The 17168-nt window shown below is 69.9% G+C and carries 16 protein-coding genes; 12 read left to right on the plus strand and 4 right to left on the minus strand.

What is annotated here, in order from left to right:
• The first annotated feature begins 8 nt into the window (after positions 1-8).
• The gene (locus EI73_RS00305; protein ID WP_231557243.1) at positions 9-476 is read left to right on the plus strand and encodes a hypothetical protein; all 468 of its coding nucleotides are present in this window, start codon (positions 9-11) and stop codon (positions 474-476) included.
• Here EI73_RS00305 and EI73_RS00310 read toward each other — a convergent pair.
• Positions 473-1129, minus strand: a complete 657-nt coding sequence (locus EI73_RS00310; protein WP_034383013.1) for a hypothetical protein — start codon at positions 1127-1129, stop codon at positions 473-475. The genes EI73_RS00305 and EI73_RS00310 overlap by 4 nt on opposite strands.
• 41 nt (positions 1130-1170) lie before the next feature.
• Here EI73_RS00310 and EI73_RS16900 point away from each other — a divergent pair, with 41 nt between their 5' ends.
• From EI73_RS16900 to EI73_RS00335, 6 genes are read left to right on the plus strand one after another with little or no spacing between them, the layout of a single operon-like run.
• Positions 1171-6567, plus strand: coding sequence for a phage tail tape measure protein (locus EI73_RS16900; RefSeq protein WP_034383016.1), 5397 nt, complete (start codon positions 1171-1173; stop codon positions 6565-6567).
• Entirely contained in the window at positions 6567-6944 is a 378-nt protein-coding gene (locus tag EI73_RS00320; protein ID WP_034383019.1) for a hypothetical protein, read from the plus strand. The genes EI73_RS16900 and EI73_RS00320 overlap by 1 nt, the downstream gene beginning before the upstream one ends.
• Entirely contained in the window at positions 6941-7273 is a 333-nt protein-coding gene (locus tag EI73_RS00325; protein ID WP_034383022.1) for a hypothetical protein, read from the plus strand. Before EI73_RS00320 ends, EI73_RS00325 begins: the two co-directional genes overlap by 4 nt.
• A 12-nt stretch (positions 7274-7285) precedes the next feature.
• Positions 7286-10513: a fibronectin type III domain-containing protein gene (locus EI73_RS00330; RefSeq protein WP_034383025.1), complete on the plus strand. Its 3228-nt coding sequence runs from the start codon at positions 7286-7288 to the stop codon at positions 10511-10513.
• Positions 10514-10539: 26 nt separating this feature from the next.
• A complete protein-coding gene (locus EI73_RS16475) occupies positions 10540-10713 on the plus strand; it encodes a hypothetical protein (RefSeq protein ID WP_197050726.1) in 174 nt (57 codons plus the stop codon).
• The gene (locus EI73_RS00335) at positions 10704-12788 is read left to right on the plus strand and encodes a hypothetical protein (RefSeq protein WP_034383027.1); all 2085 of its coding nucleotides are present in this window, start codon (positions 10704-10706) and stop codon (positions 12786-12788) included. Before EI73_RS16475 ends, EI73_RS00335 begins: the two co-directional genes overlap by 10 nt.
• Here EI73_RS00335 and EI73_RS16635 read toward each other — a convergent pair.
• Positions 12775-13017, minus strand: coding sequence for a hypothetical protein (locus tag EI73_RS16635; RefSeq protein ID WP_051935342.1), 243 nt, complete (start codon positions 13015-13017; stop codon positions 12775-12777). The genes EI73_RS00335 and EI73_RS16635 overlap by 14 nt on opposite strands.
• Between EI73_RS16635 and EI73_RS16915 the strand changes: the two genes are divergently transcribed.
• The 5 genes from EI73_RS16915 (at position 13009) to EI73_RS00360 (ending at position 16288) form a co-directional block, all read left to right on the plus strand.
• Positions 13009-13437 carry a zinc ribbon domain-containing protein gene (locus tag EI73_RS16915; protein ID WP_369699468.1) on the plus strand — a complete coding sequence of 143 codons (429 nt, stop codon included), beginning with the start codon at positions 13009-13011 and terminating at the stop codon, positions 13435-13437. The genes EI73_RS16635 and EI73_RS16915 overlap by 9 nt on opposite strands.
• A 44-nt stretch (positions 13438-13481) precedes the next feature.
• Positions 13482-13940: a hypothetical protein gene (locus tag EI73_RS00345; protein ID WP_034383030.1), complete on the plus strand. Its 459-nt coding sequence runs from the start codon at positions 13482-13484 to the stop codon at positions 13938-13940.
• Positions 13937-14647: a hypothetical protein gene (locus EI73_RS00350; RefSeq protein ID WP_156103420.1), complete on the plus strand. Its 711-nt coding sequence runs from the start codon at positions 13937-13939 to the stop codon at positions 14645-14647. Before EI73_RS00345 ends, EI73_RS00350 begins: the two co-directional genes overlap by 4 nt.
• A 62-nt stretch (positions 14648-14709) precedes the next feature.
• Positions 14710-15513: a hypothetical protein gene (locus EI73_RS00355; RefSeq protein WP_034383036.1), complete on the plus strand. Its 804-nt coding sequence runs from the start codon at positions 14710-14712 to the stop codon at positions 15511-15513.
• A 1-nt stretch (position 15514) separates the two neighbouring features.
• Complete coding sequence (locus tag EI73_RS00360) at positions 15515-16288, plus strand: hypothetical protein (RefSeq protein WP_034382929.1); 774 nt, start codon at positions 15515-15517, stop codon at positions 16286-16288.
• Between the two features lie 161 nt (positions 16289-16449).
• Here the strand turns inward: EI73_RS00360 and EI73_RS00365 are convergent, their stop codons facing one another.
• Both EI73_RS00365 and EI73_RS00370 read right to left on the minus strand, forming a co-directional pair.
• Entirely contained in the window at positions 16450-16689 is a 240-nt protein-coding gene (locus tag EI73_RS00365; protein ID WP_034382932.1) for a hypothetical protein, read from the minus strand.
• A complete protein-coding gene (locus EI73_RS00370; protein ID WP_034382935.1) occupies positions 16689-16979 on the minus strand; it encodes a hypothetical protein in 291 nt (96 codons plus the stop codon). Before EI73_RS00370 ends, EI73_RS00365 begins: the two co-directional genes overlap by 1 nt.
• Positions 16980-17168: the final 189 nt, after the last annotated feature.

A 17168-nucleotide genomic window follows, 5' to 3' on the forward strand; every position in this document is an offset into this window, starting at 1 on the left:
GGGTGGCTGTGGGCATCACGATAGACGGACGGGCCACGACCGACGCCCTCACCCGACTGCTGGCCGCCTGCGATGACCTCAGTGAGGTGGCTGAGCGGGCACGCGCTGAGGCGCTGGGACACGCCATCCTGGGGGCACGGGCGAACATCTACAACACCACGCCGGGGGCCTACCAGCGCACCCAGGAGTACCTGCGGGGGCTGGACGCCCAGGGCCGCGCGGGCCGCACCACGGCGACGGTGACGGTCAGCAACAGCACGCCCTATGCCCCCTATGTGGAGCTGGGGCGCACAGGTCTGGGGTACGAGGCGCTTCAGGCCCTCGCCCTCGCCCAGCCGGACCCCGGTAGCCCCCTCACGCTGGGCCGCAGCGGGCAGCGGTGGTTTTTGCCTGGCCCCATCCTCACCGGGGCGCAGGCGTTCGCCCTGTACCGGATGCGGGAGCTGTTCGTGGAGAAGGTGCGGGGGGTCCTTTAATCCAGCAACACAGTGGCGACCCGTGCATCCTCCCTAGAGGTGCCCGTCACGGTGCATAAGAAGGGCGTGCGAATCATGGCCCCGAAGCTGTTCTGGGCATCGACATAGCTGCTCCAGTTCCAAGCGGAGCCGCTGTAGCTGGGGAGCGCGTCGTCATAGAACTTCGCGCTGGTAGGGGATTTGAGTTTGTTGCGAACGCTCGTGAGACACGCCTCGCGAATCAGGTAGGGGTCTTGCCCCTCCAGAGTCAGCGCCCGCGCCGCCGCCGCCTCACGCTGGGCCTTCTCTGCGGCCCTGGATTGCAGGTAAGCACCGCCACAGGACCGCAGGATGATGAGCGCCACCGGAATCATCACGATGGTGAACACCAGGCACCCGATGCGATTTTTCCGGTCCTCCCTCGCCCTCTCTTCGGGAGTGAGCGCAGCTCGGCGGGCTGCCTCCTTCTCAGCGGCAATCTGCCCTGCACTTTTCGGCTTGGCGGGGGCGGCCCCTGGGGGTCCCTCTTCGGGGGCTGCGGAGGGCGCTCCCTGCCGCTGGCGCAGCTCCGCTTCCACTTCCTCGCGGTAACGGGCTTCTGCCTCTGCCCTGAGCCGAGCTTTTTCTTCCTCGGTCAACTCGTGCCGACCGAGGGGCCGCTTGTTGTCGCCCATGCCCCCACCCTACCCGGTACCGCCTTTCAGGAGTTGCACATATGTCTGACAGCCTGCCGCCCCTGAAGGGGACCGCCACCCTCGACACCGCGCCGTTCCGCAAAGGGGCGCAGGAAATCCTCGCGGACCTGCGCTCTATCCAAGAACTCAGCAAAAAGGTGGGCACCGTGCGCGTCACGGCGGACCTTTCGGCCACCCGCAAACTGCGGAGCGAGTTCGATGACCTGCGCGGCAAAACGAGCAAGCCCATCGAGGTCCCCGTCAAGGTGGGGCGCGGCACGCGGGAAATCAACGCCATCGACGCCGCCATCCGCGAGCTGTCCGGCACCGTGCGGGCCACCCGCAACCTGTGGCAGACGCAGATCATCACCGACGGTCAGGCCGCCCGCAGCGCCGAGCAGCTCCGCGACAAACTCCTCAAACTGGCCGCCGCTGAGGGCGCGAGTGCCGACGCGGTGGTCAAGGCCACCCAGGCCGCCGCCAGCGCCCAGCGCACACTCGACGCGGCGCGGGGCACCCTGACCAAGGGAGGTTTCGCCGCGTCCGCGAGCGTGGGCATCCTCGACGCCCTGAGCCGCGTCGCTGGCCCGGTGGGGGCGGCGGCGGCGGGCATCGGGCAGATGGTCAACTCCGGCATCCTCTCCGGCCTGCGGGCGAGCAAGCCCCAGGTCGGGAAGGGCGCGGAGGACATCGGTGAGGCCGTCATCAACAGCCTGAAAACCAAGCTGGAAATCCGCTCTCCCTCCCGCGTCACCGCCCGGTTCGGGCAGTACGCCGCCGATGGCCTGGCCATTGGGATGAAATCGGGCCAAGCGCAGGTCGCTAAAGCCGGGTTTGACCTCGGCAAATCGGCGGAAAACGGCATCTCGGCTGGGCTGGGCGGCAACTTCGGGCAGAAACTGAGCGAGAGCCTGCGCGTGAGCGGGGGCGCGTTCGGGGGGTTCGCCCGCGAGGCAAACAATGGAGCCGCCCAGGCGAGCCGTTTCGCCCTCTCCGCCGAGGCCATCACCTTCGCGGCGGGTGCGGCCACGGGGGCCGTGGTCGCCCTGGGGGCCGGGCTGGCCGCCGCCGTGCGCTCCGGGGCCGCGTTCGAGGAACAGCTCGTCAATATCAAAGCCCTGACCCAACCGACGGCCCAGGAACTGGAGCAGCTCCAGGAGGCGGCCCTCAACCTGGGGACCGACATCGGGGTCGGGCCGCGTGAGGCCGCTGCCGCTATCCTGGAGCTGAACAAAGCGGGCCTCTCCGCCTCAGACGCCATCGGGGGCGGGCTGGCGGGTGCCCTGAACCTGGCGAAGGCCGCCGGGATAGAGGCGGGTCAGGCGACCAACCTCGCCGTGTCCGCCATGACCGCGTTCGGCCTGAGCGCGAAGGACCTCCCCGGCGTGGCGGACACCTTCGCGAATTTCGCCAACAAAACCACCCTCGGCGCGGATGACCTCGCGCAGGCCATCGCCGCCGTCGGCCCCGTGGCGAAATCGGCGGGGCTGGACCTCAACGAGTTCTCCGGCTACATGGCGACCCTGGCGCAGGGCGGCTTCAAAAACATGTCCGACGCGGGCACGTCGCTGAAAACCATGCTGCTCTCGCTCCAGGCCCCCAGCACCACGGCGGCGGCAGCGCTGGAGCAACTCGGCCTCGATGTGTACGACGCCTCCGGGGCCATGCGCCCGCTCGCGGACGTGCTGGCCGACCTGCGGGCCAAGCTGGCGGGGCTGACGGAAGAGCAGCGCAACGGGTACCTCAAGGACATTTTTGGCTCCGACGGCATCCGCGCCGCGACCATCCTCTACAAGGCGTCTGCTGCCGCCATCGACGAGAACATCAAGGCGATGGGCCTGCAAGGTGAGGCGGCCCGCGTGGCCCGCGAGCGCATGGAGTCCTTCGCCGGACAGGTGCAGGTGCTGCGGGCCAACTGGGAACGGTTCACGGCCCAGATTGGCCTCGCGCTGCTGCCTGCTCTCACGGAGATTGTGAGGGGCGTCAGTGCTGCGGTGGAGGCCCTGGGCGATATGGGTAACAACGCCCAGACCCTCCGGGGGTACCTGGTGCCCCTGGGGGTCGCCCTCACGGGCGTCGGCACGGCCATTCTGTACGTGAAGCGGGCGCAGGTCGGGATGCTCGCGGTCAACACCTGGGCCGCCCTGGCCGCGTTCCCGACCACGGCGGCAGCGGCCATCACCACCAAGCTCATCCCCGCCCTGGGGTCCGCCGCCGCCGCGAGCGCCGCGTTCATCGCTGCCAACCCGTGGCTGCTCGTCATCGCGGGGGTCACGGCGGCGGGGGTGGCCGTGACCAAACTGTCGAGCGACATTACCACCACCTACAACCGCATCGACGAGGCCAATGCCGCCAGCTCGCGGGCCATCATGGACCGGGTGGCCGCCCTGCGGAAGGAAGGGGACGAACTCAGTCGCCAGCAGGCCCGCACCCTGGCCGCCCTCGATGAACTCACCCGCGCCCAACAGGGCAAGCGCACCTGGAAAACGTTCTGGACGGGCGAGTACGAGGTCGATGAGGCCGCTGTCGCCCGCGCAACCGCCGAGTACAAGCGCCAGCGCGAGGAACTGGGCCGTGTTCGTGCCGCTCAGCAGGCCCGCGCCAGGGCGACGACAGCAGGGACGGCGGCCACCGTGGCCGAAACCCGCCTCACTGAAGACCAGACCAAGGCGCTCCGGGAGCTGCGCCGCGAACTGGGCGGACGGGCGCGGCGGCTCCAGGTGGAGGGCCTCTCCGAACTGGGCCGCGACCTGGCCTCTCTCCAGGACGAGTTTGACCAGCTCCGGGAGAAAGTCAAAGAGCCGTTTATCGTCAAGGGGAAGCTGGACCTGAATAACCCCCAGCTCCAGGCCGCCCTGCGCGAGCTGGACGAGCAGTTTGGCCGGGAGAGCGCCGCCATCCGCCGCCGTCACGCGGCAGAGGCCGCCCGCGAGCGCCGGGAGCAGGCTCAGGAGGCCGCCAAATCCGCCCGCGATTATGCGCTGGAGGTCCAGCGGGCCGAGGTAGAGGCGATGGCCGAAGGTGCGGCGAAAGTCCGCGCCCAGCGGCAGCTCGAACTGGCCGACCTCCAGCGCAGCATCCGCGAGAAGGTCGAGGCCGCGAAGGGCTTCCCCGCCGAGCAGCGCCGAATCGAGGAGTTGGGCCGCCGGGAGCTTGCCGCGCTGCGGGCGAGCTGGCACCGCGAGGACCTCCAGCGGCAGGCCGAGGAAGCTCGCGAGCGCCGCGAGGAACTGGAGCGCCAGCAACGCGAGCAGGTCGACGCCATCCGGGACGCGACCCTCTCCGCCCGGCGAGCGGAAATCGAGGCGATGGCCGACGGGAAGGAGAAACTCCGCGCCCAGCGGCAGCTCGAACTCGACGAGCTGGTGCGCGGCATCAACGAGAGAATCCGGACGCTGGCCGCCTTCCCAGAGGCTCAGCGGCGGATTTACGAGGAGGGACAGCGCCAGGTGGCCGCCGTGCTGGCCCGCTATCGCCGCGAGGATGCCGATGCGGAGCGGCGGGCGAGTGAAGAGCGGCGCAAACGCGCAGAGGATGACGCCCGCGCCGCGCGGGAGGCCGCCCTGCGCATCGCCCAGGCGTGGCGCGACGCGCGAGAGGCCCAGGGACAGGCCCGCCTCGCCGCCCTCGATGAGGAGGCCGCCCAATACGAACTCAACCTCTCGCGCAACCTCGCCGCCGCCCGCGACAACGCTGAGACCGTCGCCCGCCTGGAGGCCCAGGCCATCCGGGACCGGGCGGCCCACGCGGACCGGGTGGCCCGCGAGCGCTTCCGCCAGGAGCGGGCGGCTCTGGACGCGTCCCTCGCGGAGGCCCTCAGCGCAGAGGGGGTCAGCGCCGAGCGGCGCAGCGCTCTCCAGGCCAGGCATTTCGCCCAGGTGCAGGCCCTCGCTCGCCGCTACCAGGCGGACGAACTGGGGCGCATCGCCGCCCGCGAGCAGGCCGAGCGCGAGGCCGCCGAACGCATCCGGCAGGCCCGCCTGAAAACGGCCCTCCGCCCCGCCGAGGACGCGGCGGAGGCGGTCACGGCCCTGCAGCGAGAGCAGCAACTGGCTGAGAGCACTGCCCAGCGCCTGGCACTCCAGGGAAAAATCACCGGTCGGCGTCAGGAAGAGGCGGCGGCCCTCGGCGTGGCCCTCGCGAGAGCAGACCGCCTCAAACTGACCGAGGATGAGCGGCGCGACCTCACCCGCCGCCTCGAAGATGCGCAGCACGAGGTCACCCTCTCCCAACGCGAGCAGGTCAAACTCCAGGACCAACTCACCGGAGAGGCCCGCGAGATTGTCAACCTCTACGGCCAGTTCCTCCGGCTGACGGGGACGGAAACGGGTGTCGCCGCCGCGCAGCGCGAGCTGGCAGAGGCAACGGCTGGAGTGGGCGACGCCTACAGCCGGGCGCTGCCGTACCTCCAGCAGTTCCGCGACCAGAGCCTCAAGCCGGAGGATTTCAACCGGGCGAAGGACGCCCTGGGCGGCCTCATCACCGCCCTGGAGGAACAGCGGCAGAAACTGGAGCAGCTCCGGGGCGAGTACACCCGCCAGCGCGACGCCCTGCAATCCGTGCAGGACGTGCTCAAGGGGTTCGGGCAGGAGTTCGGCGACGAGAGCCTGCTGAACAACGCCATCGCCTTCAATCAATCGACCTACGACCAGGCAAAAACGGCCCTGGACACGCTGCTGAAGGGGGGGAAATACGACGCCGCGCAGCTCGCCGAGGCAACCCGCAACCTCCAGCAGAGTTACGGCGGCCTCAAGGACGCCGTCGTCGCCCTGGGCGAGGCCCGCGCCCGCGAATACGAACGCGAGCGCGACCGCATCAAAAAGGAGTCGGATGCCCGGCTCAAAAGCCTCGATGAGCAGATTGAGGCCGCCAAAAGGTCCGGCCTGGACACCTCGGCGCTGGAGCGCGAGCGCGACACCATCGTCCGCGACACCGAGCGCCGGGTGGCCGAACTGGAAGGCCGTGCTGAGGCCGCTCGCAAGGCTGCCCAGGATGCCCTCTCAGAGCGAACGAAGGGCCTCCAGCAGCTCCTCCAGGGGGTGGGGCGCGGGGCGGCCACCGCCGGGCGTCAGGTGGACGAGCTGGGGCAGCAGGTCCAGAAATCCGAGAAGGAGGTGCGGAGCAGCGCCGACCGGATGCGCCAGAGCCTGGAAGGGGCGTTCAAGGGCGTTCCCGCGCTGGCCGGGAAGGCGGGGGCCGACGCGGGCAAGCAGTTCATGGCTCAGCTCCAGAAGCAACTCAAGGCCGTGAAGCTGCCGGGCATCACCACCCCCGGCACACCCAGCCTGCCCGCCACCCGTCCAGCGGTCACCAACATCACCCAGACCTTTGTCTTCAATAACAAGGACATTACTGGGCAGGTAGGGGGCAACATGAAAACCTTGCTTCGGGCGCTTGCTAACGAAGCCGAGGCTGAGTGCCGCCGGAGGAACGCCTGATGTACAGCCTGACCATCGGCGGGGTGACCCTCCGCTATCTCCCGCCCCCGGACGCGGTGAGCGCCGAGGGGGGCGCACGCGCCATCAATGAGCGGGTCGCCCTCGACGGGCGGGTCGTCGCCACTAGGCCCCCACTCCCCACCTCACGCCGCCTCGTCATCAACGCCCCCGATGGGTTCGTTATCAGCGCCGCCGACGCCGAAGCCATCCGCGCCCTGGGGGACGGACCGTTCACGGTCACGCTGGAGGGCTACGAGCCGTCCGGTGTGTTCAGCGGCTGCACCTTTGAGGAACCGCCCCGCTTCCCGCCCACCTCGGACCCCCTTTACCGGAGGTATGCCATGACGATTTACATCCCGCAGGCGGGGGGCACATGACCTACCGCGCTGCCTGGACGCTCCCCGACGGCACCCCCGCCCCCGGCCCCGACCTGGGCGAGGTCAAGCCGGGCGAGACGAAGACCGTCAGCCGCAAGCTCAAGAACATCGGGGATCAGCCTCTCAGCGCCGTGCAGATCACGCTGGTGGACGACCTCCCCGGCGTCACGGTCACGGTGGGCGACACGCCCCTGACCCCCGGCCAGATGCACGCCGCCCCCGGCCTGGCGCCCGGCGAGAGCCTGGACGTGACCTACTCCCGGACCGTGCCGCCGGACGCCGAGCCGGGCGTGTTCCGGGCCTTCCTTCGCATCCGCGCCCTGACCTGAGGAGGTGAGACCTTGCCGATCATTCTGATGGCGTCCCAGCCCGCCGCTGAGCGCCCCGTCGCGCTGGAAATGAACGAGGCCCTGACCGGCCGGGTCGGGGGCTTCCTCGAACTCTCCCAGATGCTCACCGGGCGGGTGCCAGAGCGCGAACTGGTGCTCGACACCTATCTCACCGGCCAGGTGCCCGGCGCCCCCAGCGCGGCCCATGTCGGCCAGGTGCTCGACCTCGTCATGACGGCGGGCGGGATGGCTGTGGAGTCCTTCCAGTACAGCGCCGAGCGAGGCCAGGGCGCTCGCCTGGACGTGACCGTGATTGGGGACGCGCGGGGTGCGTCAGTCCCGCCCATTAGCGTCATGGCGGGCGGTTTGGGAGCGGTTTTCGCGGTGCCCGGCACCCTCCCGGAGTGGGAGGCCGAGCGCACGGCGGCGGGCTGGACGACCACCCTGCACGCCACCGACCGCGCCCTCATCCCGCAGACCACCCTCCCGGAGCTGGTGCCCTGGGAAACCCAGGAGGCCAAGGACGCGAGAAGGGCGCAGGAGCAGGCGCTGCGGGCGGCGAAAGTGCCGGAAGCGCAGCGGGCGGCGGCGCTGCGCGACGGGCGGCGCATGGCGGTGGACGCGGTGGTGCTGGCCGCGCTCGCCACGGTGCCGCACCGGCTGCTGATCCCCGCCCCTTTTCCCGGCTACGACTTCCGGGCGGACGGCGGGCCGACCTACTCCACGGCGGGCAAAACGGCGCAGGAGGTCGTGGCCGACATCTGGGGGCGCATCGGCATCACGGCGGGCTGGGAAGACGGCCTGCTGACCATCCGCGCCCCCGGCCCCACCGGGGACGTGCTGCTGCCCGCGCCGGTCGAGTCCGAGCGCATCGAGCGCATCACCCTGGACGCGCCCGTGATCGAGCTGGAGGGCGGCGAGCCTGCAGGTGCCGATCCGAACGGGGACGACGACGGCGACGGCATTCCCAACGGCGAGGACCCCGACTGGGACCGGGACCCCACCGACCCCACTGACCCCGACCGCCCGGAGAACTCCCCCGACCCCGACGAGCGGGACGGCAACGGCAGCAGCGGCTTCGAGGAGGGCATCAGTCCCACGCCCCAGCCGGGCGAGGTGGCGGCCACCGCCGTGCCCCTCTCCTGGGAGGCGGTGCCGCACGCCAGCCAGTACGTGCTGGAGCGGGTGGAGGGACAGGCCACGCCGTACACCCTCTGGAGCCGGGTCGCCATCACCACCGCGACCCGCTACACCGACGACACGGTGCGGCCCCTGACGACCTACACGTATCGGCTCCGGGTCAACGCGACGGCCATCGCGGGGGATGAGCGGCGGAATACCATCTGGCAGCCCAGCGAGTGGGCCCTCGTGGTGACGCCGCCCGCAGACGTGGACGCGCCGCCGCACCCGCCCGAGAACCTCACCGCCTACGCCCGCAGCAGCACGGCCGTGGGTGTGAAGTGGGAAGCGCCGAAGGCGGACCCCGAGGAGGCCGAGTCCCCCCGGCGCGGCCCCGCCGACCGCTACCGGGTGGACGTGCGGACCCTGACCCCGGACGCCACGCTGCTGCGGCGGGTGGAGACCGCGCAGACCTGGGCGGTGCCGGACGGCCTCCCGGTGGGCGGGCAGGTGCGGGTACAGGTCTACGCGATCAACGAGCAGGGGGACAGCGAGCCCGCGCTGCTGGACGTGCAGCTCGTCAACCTCCCGCCGGGGCCGGTGGAGGGGCTGAGCCTGAAGGCGGAAGACCGCACCCTCACCGCCGAGTGGGAGCGGGCCAGCGGCGCGACCGGCTTCGAGGTGCGCTGGGCGCTGGCCCCGGTGGGGGCGGCAGAGGCGGGGCTGGACTGGAAACTCCTCCCGCCTGTGCCTGTCCCCACCGTGCCCCAGGACGGCGAGCGCGTGCGCCCCAGTGTGGCCCTGACGGGGCTGGACTGGGCCACCCGATACGCCGTGCAGGTGCGCGGCACGAACGACGTGGGGGCGGGCGTGTGGTCGGACGCCGCCTACGAACTCACCGACTCCGAGCCGCCGCAGCCGGAGCCGGACCCCGAGGCCGACGAGTTCGAATCGGGGAAGAAGCGCGTGCTGCGCCTCTACCGCAGCACAAAAACTCAGACCGAGTACACCACCATCTGGAAAACCGGGAGCCGGGTGGACGCCACGCAGGTCGATTTGTGGGGGGATGTGCCGATCTACCGCCGGGAGAAGGACGAAAGGGGCGAGCGCGTCGTCGAGCGCAACCTCTGGGGGCGGCTGAAAACGACCACAGCCCGCTACCTGTACGAGATCCCCGGCTGGCCGCGGACTCTCACGGCCTCCGTGGAGGAAACGGTGCTCTACAACACCGAGGCGATCAAGGGGCGGAGCGACATCGAGATCGGGCGCGAGCAGGAGAAAGTCCACCAGGAGTGGTCCCCCCAGGGCTGGCTGAATCGCCGCACGACCTGGCGCAGCAAGGCCTCGGTCGTGAAGGTGAAGAAGGACGATGACGGGGAGGTCACGGAGCGCAAATACGGCAACATGCACGAAACCGTGCGCGAGCAGTGGCAGCCGATCGGGGACGGTCTCTGGTACTACAACCGCAGCGGCGTGATGACGACCCTGCTGCCCACCCTGGTGGACGACGAGTGGGAAGACGTGGAGGCAGGATTCAAAGCGACCCCCTCCGAGACCAGCGTCAGCGAGCAGGCCCCGCCCCAGGCGACCATGCCCTCCGAGCGCGACCGGAAGAAGGCCCCGCCGCCTCTGCCCCGCAACACCTCCAGCCCAGCCCTGGAGAGCTACCCGCTCGACAAGCCCTGGTTTGAGACGCCCCCCAGTTCCGGTCCCGGAGGCGGCGGCGAGGGGGACGAGGACAGCGAGGGCGACGACCGGGACGACGGCCCACCCCCCCCAAGCGGGCGCCGGGCGGGCCGGAGGACCCCATCTCCACGCCCGGCGGCAGCGGCGACCCCAGCGGCCAGCCGGAGCCGGAGAAACCCCGGAGCTGGACGGAGACCGAGCCGGTCAAGTACCGGGCACCCGCGCCGGGAGCAGGCAGCAACGGCGCGGTCCTTTCCGCGACCCTGCCCTGGGTCCGCACGGCGGAGGGCCTGGCCCGCTACGCCGCCTACATGGCGCAGCAGGGCGGGCCGCGCCTCCGCATCACCCGGACCTACATCCTCCCGACCACGCCGCCCTCCCTCGACGCCGTGCAGAGCATCAGCGCGAGCGGCAGCAACGGGCAATTCTCCATGACGGTCGTGACCGAAACGAGGTAGCAGATGGCGAATGAAAAGGTGGGCCGGGTGCTGCGCGTGCTGCCCGGCCAGCGGGTCGTCGTGCGCGTGAACGGCCAGGACGTGACCGCGAGGTGCCCCGGCATCACGCCGCGTCCCCGCACTGAGGCCCTGGTGGTCAACCCTGGGCAGGGCTGGTGGGTGGTGTCGTGGGGCTGAGTCCTGGCCCCGCCTCGACCGTGCTGCGCTTCCTGCGGGGGGGCTGTGACGGCTGCCTGTGCGGGCAGCTGTGCGAGCCCTGCCGGGACGCGGGGGACAGCGGGTACAGCGAGGGGACAGTGCTGCGGGTCACGCCCGAGCGGGTGGTGCTGACCGACGGGCGGGTGTTCCGCAGGCCTCCCGGCGGCGCCCCCCGGCCTGGGCAGACGGTGGTGATCGACCCCCGGCCCGGCATCGTGTGGCACGGGCAGACCCATCAGCCGCGAGGGACGCACGGGGAGGAAACGGTCTTCGTGCCCCCCACCCCCTCCTACGACTCCCCGCAGCGGCCCGCCCTGTTTGGCGGCCTGTTGCGCCTCCCCGACGCTGACGAGGACGGCGAGTTCATCGGCGAGATAGGTACGGCTCCTCCAGAGGGCACGCTGCTCCTCGACGACGGGCGCTTAGCGTTTCTGCCGCCCTCCCCGTTCATCGACCACAGCGAGCGGGTCGTGGTGAGTTCCGAATTTTCTGGTGTCCGAGTGGTGACGGGACTGTCCGTTGACAGCACATACGTCCCCTTGATTGCTACGGCGGTGGACAGCCGCAGTGATCAGGACCGCCTATCCCCGTATCCTTTCACTTTCCAGGGGCGGCCGTACTGGCTGCGCGATTTCGTGGAGCGCCCCGGCGGGCAGCAGTCGCGGGACACCCTGCGCGTCACGCTGGGCTGGGACGGCCACCGTGCCGAGGAGGTCACTGACACCCAGGTCCAGCCCGGCACCGTGGTGAGCGCAAAGGTGGGGATGGGGCCGGAGGCGCCCGGCCTGCTCCTCACCGACTATCGGGTGTGGACCGCCTGGACGCAGCCATTCGGCGGGGGCGGCGCGGCGGCCTCCAGCCGGACCCGCGTGCGCTACCTCCAGGGCCGCCGCGTACCGGACTTTCCCGAGTGGCAAACCCTGATGCTCCTCAGCAGCGTGACCCGCCCGAACGTGGACTGGGGCGACGAGCTGCAACCGGCGGGGTCAGAAACGTTCGAGGACAGGACTGGCCCCCTGGAAGCCCAGACGTTCGTTTCGGACTGGGCCGGGAGCGAGCCTCCCCCCGGCCTCCGCTGGCGCAGCCCCGACGGAGAGGTCACGGTGGAAGGCCCGCTGATCGACGACCCTGCGGACCTCACGAATGCCACCCTCACCGCCTACGGAGTGGTGCTCCAGGGCGGCACCTGGGCCGGACTGCGCGACCACCCTGTCCAGCGCGAGGACGGCACCTGGGATTTTGACCGTGTGGTCGTCCTCCACGAGGCCGGGGGCACAGTCACCGCCGTGCGGTCGGACGGCCGCGCCGAGTCCTGTCGCCGCGCCGTGTTCGAGGCTGAGGCGCTGCGGGGGGCGCTGCTGAGCCGCTTCTCTCCGGTCGGCCTGGGGCACCACTCCTGGCCGCCGCCGTGGGCTTTTGCGCTGTGCGAGCAGGACACTCGCGCTCTGGTCGCCTGGGACCCCTGGCGGGACGCGAGAAAGCGGCGGGGAGACGATCAGCCCGCGTCCTGGTCCTGGCCCGCTCGCCCGGCCAAGCGCCCCCGCACGCTGCCCGCCTCCGCTCCCCGCGCTCCCCTGGGAGTCACCCTCGCGGACGTGCTGGGGCCAGTGCCCCGCGACGAGCCCCTGCCGCGCGGGGCGGCCCCGCTGCGCGTGCCGGTGGCGGCCGAGGTGCAGCGGGGCGGCCAGTGGGAGGCGTCCCCCGGTGCCCTGGCCGCCCTCGCCAAGCGGGTCCTCTACGCCCCTGCCGGGTGGCCCGAGGAACTCGACGACCGCACCCACGTGCGCGGCCCCGTGCGCCTGACCTGGGAGGGCAGCGCCGGGGAGGCCGTCCTGCTACTGCGGGCCAAACCCCAGGCAGGACGGCCGTTGGAGGTAAGCGTCAACGGCGCCGTCTACCCAGCCCGGCGGCTCGGCCACAACGCGCTGGAGAAGCGCGGTTGGCATCCCTATCTCGTGGAGACGCGCGAGCGGGACCCGACCCTGGTCCTGACCGCCAACGCCCCCCTGAGTCGCGTCCTGCGCCTGGACGCCCCCGACCTCATCGAAGCCTGAAGGAGAGTCCGATTTTCTGAAGGCTAAGAATGGTCGGCGGAATAAGATTCGCGCCGTTGCAGAGAAGGCCCTCGCCAAAAAGCAAGCCAGTAAAGCTGCCCGTATTCAGAAGCACAACCTTGGCAGGAAGAAAGCTGATCGCCGTAAGTCCAAGCATACGCAAGTCGTCAAGACCATCGTCCACGAGGCGGCGCACGGCGTCGCTCGTAAGGCGTCGGTCATCGTTCACGAAGATCTGAAGATCTCCATCAAATCCAAGAAGCAGCGCGGCAAGAATACCAATCGCCGCCTTGCGGGCTGGGTCAAGGGGATGATTCAGGAAGCTCTAGAAAGTGTGTCTCAGCGGTACGGTGTGCCGCTGCGTGCCGTCAACGCCGCATATACGTCGCAAGGGGATTCAAGGCACGACTGCGCCCTTCTGGGTCAGCGTGTCGGGGATTCGTTTCACTGTTTCGACGGGGTCGTATTGCAGGCAGACGTGAACGCTGCGAGGAACGTTCGGGACCGGGATGAGGATACCGAGATACCCCTCTGGATGAAGGCCGAACAGGTCAAGTCCATCCTGCTCGAACGAGCCCGCCGTGTGGCTGAGACTGTCCAGCCCGGACTCCAGTTGCAGGGTCGACCCCTATCAACGGAGAGCGAATAACCTCGACCTGCTCAGGAATGAGTAGGAAGAAAGGAACAGGCCCGATGCTCATTCCCAACCCGCTGCTGGTGGCGTACGCCACCGGGGGCCGCCTCGTCCTGCCCGTGACGGCCGCGAGGGGCGGCCTGAACGGCTACATCCTGACCGGGCAGACCGGCCCACCCTGCACGGTGGAGGTCAGCGCGGACGGCGCGACCTGGCAGGCCGTGACCTACCCCCACACCCTCCAGCCCGGCGAGCAGCTCGGCCTGACCCGCACCGACCCCTCCGCCACGGCCACCACCATCACCGCTCTGGCCCCGGTGGATGAGGCCCCCGAACCGGAGCCGGAGCCCGAGCTGCCCATCGGCGGGGCGTTCACGGTCGGCACCGACGCTGAGGGCTTCCAGACCATTGAGGGCGCCGCCATCAGCACCGACGCCGAGGGCTTTCAGACCATCGAGAACGGCACGGCCACGGCAGACGCCGAGGGCTTCGAGACCGTTGAAAGGACCACGCCATGACCGCAGGACCATACCCGACCAAGCAGATGTTCAAGCGGCTGGAGCAGCGTGTGGGCGGCCCCCTCTTCCTGGGCCGGGGGGGCGCCCGCAGCGCCCGCGTCATCGCGGGCTACCCCAGCCCGCAGCAGGACGTGAGCCGCCTGTATGTCGAGTTCTCGGGGCGGGGCGGGGGCGCGGCCTTCATCCGCCTGTTGGGGGCCGTCAACCTCACGCAACTCCACGAGCGCCTGACCTCCGCCGTGGTGCTGCTGCCCAGTGGCGAACCCTACTACGAGTACGGGGGGGGGAGTTCGGGGGCCAAACCCACGCTCGCCGCCGATGGGTACGCGCTGGAGTTTCCGGGGCCGATGCCGATGCTGCCCTACGGCGCCCTGACGCTGGAGTTCAGCACGCCGGTCCGCTGGACCGGCAGTGCGCGGGCGGCGGCCACCATCGACCCGCAATTCGGGACCCTGAGTGCCAGGGACAGCAGCAACCAAATCATCGCGGACTGGGTGCCTGATCTGGAGCTGTGGTACCCGGACCCGGTCATGACCCTGGGGCAGCTCCTGTCCAGCAACCTGCCGGTGGTCGCCTCTCCCGGCGACGTGCTCCCCGAGGGGCTGGCGCTGGTGACGCGGGCCACGCCCCAGGCCCCGTACCTGCTGTACCGGGACTCGGACGGCAACCCCTTCCACCTCGTTCTGACGCCGGGCGAGCCGCAATAACCCCCTGCCCTCTCCCCGCCCCAGCCCCTGCACCCGGCTGGGGCGACGCTTTGGAGGTGCCTATGCTCACCAATCTCCGAGTCAGCCTGCTCAACCTCTGGCGCTACAACCGCGCCCTCCTCGGCGTGCAGGACCCGAGCGACCCCGAGTTCGCCGTGCCGGTCAGCCGCGCCGCCCCCCTCCCGGTCGAGGTGATTGGCGGCAGCGTGGGCGGTGGCGGCGGCGCGACCCATGCGGGCGTTCCGCTCGACCCCGAAGCGCTCTGGAACACGGGGTACACCCCCGCGCAGGACGGGACGCTGCTGATCCAGAACCTGTGCCGCGACTGCTACTTCGAGGCGTACACGGATCAGCCCCCCATGCTGGCTGATCCGCCCGAGGGCACGACCCCGGTGATCTCGGTGGCTCCAGAGAGCTGGGCCAGGGTCCCAGTACAGGCGGGGCAGACTCTCTCGCTCGTGATGCACGGGTACGTCGCTGCCCCCCATTTCCACGAGGTCCGCTTGCATGTCCTGCCCGGCGTGACCGACCTCGCTGGGGGGCCGATGCCAAGGCACCCGGAGAGCGTGGCCGGGCTGCCTGCCCGCACCAGCCTCGTCCTGACCGACCAGGCCCAGGGTCTGCCGGACATTCCCGAGGGGGCGACCGCTGCCCGGATCGCCGTCGAGGGCGGCGTGGCCCGCGTCGCCACCGCCGCGCCTGAGCCGACCGCCAACGACGGCGAGCGGTGGGGCGACGGCAGCGTGTGGCAGATCAGTGGCCGGGACGACCTATTGGCGCTGCGGGCAGTCACCGCCTCCGGCGCTCCGAAGCTAAGCATCACCTACACGAAGGGGGTAAGCATCACCTACACGAAGGGGGTCTGACATGGGTATCCAGAAGATCGGCATTGAACTCCAGAACGCTGTCGTGACAGACGGCACCACCACCCCGGCCCCGGTGAAGACGCTGGAACTGCGCTGGGAGAGCATTCCGGTGATGTTCGAGGCGCTGGCGCTGAAGGTGCGGGCAGGCGAAACCCTCACGTCCGACGACATCGAGAGCCTGGACATTCTCCCGAATGGCCCGGACAGTCCCGCGCGACCCTACACCCCGTGGCTGCCCCGGCAGGGCTGGCAAATCCTGGTGTTCCCGGAGAACGGGCCTGACCCGCTCCCAGAATGGGTGAGCCGGCTCCGCAACAACGCGGGCGGTATCGGAAACACCGTCATCGCCCTTTCCGAGGCGTTTCAGGCTCTCCCCCTCACCGGGCATACCGTCCGCCTGACGTTCAGCGGCAATGGCACCACCAAGCTTCAGGCGGGAACCCGTTTCACGACCACCAGTCATCCCGGCGTGACCCTCACGGCGAAGGACGCGGCGGGGCAGGTGATCGACACCATGCTCGCCATCACCACGATGGGCCGCCGCGCATCGGGGACGTTCGGCTTTCTGGAAGCGGGCAATATGCCGCTCGTCCCGGCACCCACTCGTGTGCAGGGCAACAACAACCTGAGCGCCGTGGGGCCGGTGCAGGGCATGGAAATCGTGTGGCCACCGAACGGCACCCCCTACCTGCACGTCTTCCGGCAGGGCAGCGAGGGGAACGGGAACGGCGTGGAATACCACCTGCCCCTGACTCCCGGCCTGCCGCCCCAGTAGCCCCCTCTCCCCGCACCCGCACCCGCACGCCATAAAGCACACATTAGCGGCCACCAGAAACCCCCGCCTGAGCGGGGGTTGCTTTTTGGGCGGCCAGATGGTAGGGTTGAGGCGTCCACTCTTAGGCGTACTTACGTGCGACTGGCGAAAGGCTCCGCAGGCTACTTGCGGAGTTTTTTGGCTGTTTGCGCAGGGCTATTCCTTTGACTTGTTCCTTCAAACTGCCGCTCCATCTCCCAGCCGAGCATGAGCCACCGCCCTAGGGCGCGGCTGCGCTCCTGCGTGGTCATGCCCTCGGTGGCGGCGCGGATGGCCTCGCCCACCTCGCGGGGGAGGTAGATGCTGGGACGCCACGGTTCGCCCTCGCCGGGCTGCCGTTTGGGGGGGTTGGGGTTTGCCATCAGGCGCTGATGGCTTCCCAGACGTGCTGCATGTGCGCCCGCGCGTCTTCCAGCGTCTTGAACGCGCTCACCGTGCCCCACGCCTGCGCGTCTTCGCAGGTGTAGATGGTTAGATACGGCTCGCCGTTGCCGCGTGCGTCCAGCTCGCTGCTGTTGCGGATGATGCTGATGATGCCGCAGGCGTTCCCCTTCTGCTCCAGCACCAGACCAAGTTCTTCGGCGTCTTCGCGCAGGTAAGTGGCGAGGTTGTAGCCGAGTTCGATCTGAGCGGTGAAGGCGTGCGTGTCCATACCCAGAGGTTACTCCCTTTTTTGGAATCTGTCAACTTTGAAACGCGATAACTCCCCGATACGTGCCGGAATCGGCCCCGTAATCGCCCACCCCCTGCGACACACCTGATGCAAAGCCCAGCCCCCGCCCCGCGCGGGGGTTTCCCATTGGCCCCAGCATCCCTCGGCGTGCTGGAGCCGCGCTCTGCC

The sequence above is a fragment of the Deinococcus sp. YIM 77859 genome, assembly GCF_000745175.1.
Lineage (GTDB): Bacteria > Deinococcota > Deinococci > Deinococcales > Deinococcaceae > Deinococcus.